This is a genomic window from Nocardioides sp. (genome assembly GCF_041600255.1).
Lineage (GTDB): Bacteria > Actinomycetota > Actinomycetes > Propionibacteriales > Nocardioidaceae > Nocardioides.
In genome coordinates, this window is sequence record NZ_JBFIKK010000203.1 from 1 (window position 1) to 3,802 (window position 3,802).

Here is a 3,802-nt window from a genome sequence, read left to right on the forward strand (position 1 = left end):
CGGGGAGCGCGCTCACGGTCACGGCGTTCTCGATCACCTGCAGGCGGGCCTCCGGCAGGCCGCCGGCGCGCAGACGGTCGGCCACGTCGTCGGAGACCGCCACCACGAGGTCCGCGGTCTTCCCGAGCAGGCGGGCGGCCGTGTCGTAGTCCTCGGCCGCCAGTCCGTGCACGCTCGTCACGATCGGCGGCCGCCGGCGTACGAATCTGGTGCCGAGGTACGCCGCGACGCCGGCCCGGACGTTGTGCGCGTGCACCACGTCGACGGGGTGTCGTCGCAGCTCTCGTCCCACCGCCCAACCGCTCCGGAGGAGCGACCGCGGCCCGGGCGCCCGCAACGGGATCTGCACCGTGCGGATCCCGGCCACGACCAGGCCATCGGCCCGCCAGCCGCCGTTGCTCGCGACGCAGACGGACCCGCCGGTGCTCGCGAGGTGGCCGGCCAGGTCGGTGACGACGGTCTCCGCCCCACCCGATCCCATCTCGGCGATCACCATCAGCGTGCGCACGTCAGCGCCTTCTCGTAGCTGCGCAGCAGTCCGTCCACGCAGTGCTCGATCGTGAACCCCCCAAGGATCCGGTCACGTGCGGCCTGCCCCATCCGGCGAGACAGCTCGGCGTCACCGCTCAGGGCGGCGAGCGCCGCGACGAGCGCGTCGGTGTCGTCCACGGGACACAGCAGGCCCTCGACGCCGTCGCGCACCACCTCGGGGATCCCGCCGACGGCGGTGCTCACCACCCCGAGTCCGCAGGACATCGCCTGCAGCATTGCCAGCGGACAGTTCTCGGCGGCCGAGGTCAGCGCGAAGAAGTCGGCGCGCCCGAAGACCGGCGCCGGATCCGCGAGCCGTCCGAGCATCGTCACCCGCCCGCGGAGCGCGGGCTGGGCCACCCGCGCCTCGACGACGTCCCAGAGCGGGCCGTCACCCGCGATCAGCACCTGCAGCTCCGGCACCCGCTCGACGGCGTCGAGCAGGACCTCGATCCGCTTGACCTCCGCCAGCACGCCCAGCCAGAGAACCGTCGGGGGGCCACCGACGCCGCTGGCCGGCGACGGAGCGAAGCGGCGGGCGTCGACACCGTTGGCCACCACGTCGATCATGCCCGCCGGGATGCCGACGTGCTCGGTCGCGAAACGGGCCACGGCCGCGCTCGGCACCACGACCCGCGCCCGCCCCCAGCGCGAGATCAGTCGCTCGCCGGTCAGGTAGTACCAGCGGTCCCGGCGGCGTCGCTCGGCCGCCCGGGCGTTGCCGGGCACGAGGTCCGAGAGCCCGTCGGCGACCCCGTGCAGGGTGTAGACCACGGCGGTCCGGCGCAGGAACGGCCCCAAGGCCCGCCCGAGCCACCCCGCACGTCGGTCCTGCAGGTGCACGACGTCGGGACGCAGTGCCCGCAGCTGACGCACCATCTCGGCACCGCCGCGCAGGTCGGTCTTGCTGGCCATCTCACGCACGTGCCAGGTGACCCCAGCAGCCCGGGCCGTCTCGGTGCCGGGGCACTCCGGTCCGATCACGTGACTGTCCACGCCCCGGGCGGCGAGCCCGACAGCGACGTCCACGGCGTGGTCGGGGGGCCCACCCACGCTCTGGGTGAGCAACTGCACGACCCGCATCACTCGGGCCGCTCCGGCTCGGAGACCCAGAACGCTGCTCCGAACGCCGCCAGCAGCCAGAACGGCAGGGCGTACTGCTCGGTCACGAAGGTCGCCGAGATGACCGCCCCCACGAGCGCGGCGCACACCGCCGCCGCCACCGGATCTCGGGTACGACGCCACCCGCTCCAGGCGCCACCGAAGGCCATCAGGAGCAGGAGCAGGAACATGCCCAGGCCGAGGAACCCGAGCTCGCTGGAGACCTCGAGGTAGGTGTTGTGAGCCACGTCCAGCCGGTGGTTGACGTCGGCCGGCAGGGCTCCGAGGTAGTCGCGGTGGTAGAGCGCGAACGATCCCGGGCCTAGTCCGAGCAGCGGGTTCTCCACCGTCATCTGGCCGGCCGCGGTCCAGAGGTCGAGCCGCTCGGAGACGTTCTGCCCTGCGACGTAGTCCTTCTGCTGGAGGCTGGTGGCAACCATCTCCGGGACCGCGGCCATCGTGATGCCGAGGCCGGCGGCGAGTACCACGACACCCACCAGGGCGGCGCGCAGCCGCACCATCCCCACCACGACCGCGAACAGCGCCATCGCCGCCATCGCGAGCATTGCTCCACGCGACAGCGTGCCCACGATGGCCAGGGTGATCACGAAGGCGGACAGGTCGTAGGGCCAGGTCCGGCGAGAACGGGGCCCCTGCTTCCTCAGCGCGATCGCGAGCGGCAGGGCGGTGAGCAGGAAGAAGGCGAAGTCGTTCGGGTCGCCGATGGGGCCACCGACCCGTCGGTCGTAGCCCAGCAGGTAGCTGCCGATCCCGAAGAGCGAGGCCACCGCCGAGGAGAAGACGTACGCACGGGCCACCGTGGCCGGCGCGAGGATCCCGCCCCGCATCGTGTCCGCGAGCACCACCAGCAGGGCGAGGAAGCCGGCGTAACGGATCAGCACGGCCTGTCCCGTGGTTCCGTTGGCATGGGCCACCGTCGAGGCCAGCAGCACGACGACGAAGGCCAGCGCGGTCATCATCACCGGGCTGTAGGGCTTGCGGTGCAGCGGACCCGCCGACCGGCGCAGCAGCCAGGCGCCGATCGCCAGGGCGGCGAGCCCCTTGGCCAAGCGGGGGTCGAGGCCGAGCAGGTAGTCGTCGAAGGCGGCGGCCGCCACCACGGTGAGTACCGCCCACTCGATCCGGACCATCAGGGCGATCAGGATCACCCCGCCGAACACCGCGGCCGCCGTGAGCACGGGCAGATAGCCCGCCCCGAGCCCGATCGGAATCGCGGCGAGCAGCGGAAGCACGAAGGTCAGCCAGGCGGGAACCCGGTCCGGCCAGCGCATCCGCGCGATCCCGGTGGGGCCCGACGAGTGGACCGGGAGGGCCAGGTCACTGGTGGGACGCCGCTCCATCGACGTACCGGAGCGACGCGCGAGGTCCGCGCGTCGACGCACCATCTCGCCCCGGGTCTCGTTCACCATGGCGGGCCGCTCCGCCCTCGCAGTTCATCGAGGGGGCGGAGCATCGTGTAGGCGCCGTCCAGGACGAGACGGAGGTCGCGCGGATCCTCGGGCACGAAGGACCGCTTCAGCGACAGCGGATGGGTACGCCGGGTGTTCATCCCCCGGTCGACCGTGATCGCGATGGAGTACCCGGCGTCGTCGACCGCGTCGCGGACGCTGCGGTTCCAGCCGCCGGTCGGGTAGGCCAGCGACGTGATCGTGCGGCCCAGCAGCTCGGTGAGGGCGACCCGGGAGTCGACGAGCTCGCGCTTGAGCTCCCCGGCGTCCAGACGCGGGAGCCACGGGTGCGTCACGGTGTGGGAGCCGATGTCGAGGCCCTCCCGGGCTGCGTCGAGCAGCTCGTCAGCCGTGGCCAGCCGGAGACGGCCGCCGTGGTCGTGCTCGTGGGCGTCCCACGGAAAGGACATCGGCCGGTCGAGGATCCCGGACACCACGAAGAAGGTCGCCGGCATGGAGCGCTCGCGCAGCAGCGGCCACGCCGTCTCGAGGACGCTGGCGTACCCGTCGTCGAAGGTGAGGACGACCGCCTTCTCGGGGAGCGTGCCGGCCGCCAGCGCGGCCACTGCCTCGTCCAGGGGCAGGATCCGCGCACCCCAGTCCTCGAGGTCGTCGAGGTGGCGCTGGAAGTCGTCGACCCCGGTGGAGAGCCCGTCGGTCCGCTCCCCGTCGACGCGGTGCCACCCGATCATGTTCAGCCC

Annotated in this window: 4 protein-coding genes; all 4 read right to left on the reverse strand. The window is 72.7% G+C overall.

Annotation, left to right across the window (positions count from 1 at the left end; all coding sequences use genetic code 11):
* Window positions 1-508, reverse strand: a 508-nt coding sequence (locus tag ABZE72_RS16150; RefSeq protein ID WP_372730060.1) for a glycosyltransferase family 4 protein, incomplete at its 3' end; no start/stop codon positions are given.
* Window positions 496-1,605, reverse strand: a complete 1,110-nt coding sequence (locus ABZE72_RS16155; protein WP_372730061.1) for a glycosyltransferase family 4 protein — start codon at window positions 1,603-1,605, stop codon at window positions 496-498. The genes ABZE72_RS16155 and ABZE72_RS16150, both read right to left, overlap by 13 nt.
* An 8-nt stretch (window positions 1,606-1,613) precedes the next feature.
* Entirely contained in the window at window positions 1,614-3,062 is a 1,449-nt protein-coding gene (locus ABZE72_RS16160; protein WP_372730062.1) for an O-antigen ligase family protein, read from the reverse strand.
* A partial coding sequence (locus ABZE72_RS16165; protein WP_372730063.1) for a polysaccharide deacetylase family protein occupies window positions 3,056-3,802 on the reverse strand: 747 nt, incomplete at its 5' end. The genes ABZE72_RS16165 and ABZE72_RS16160, both read right to left, overlap by 7 nt.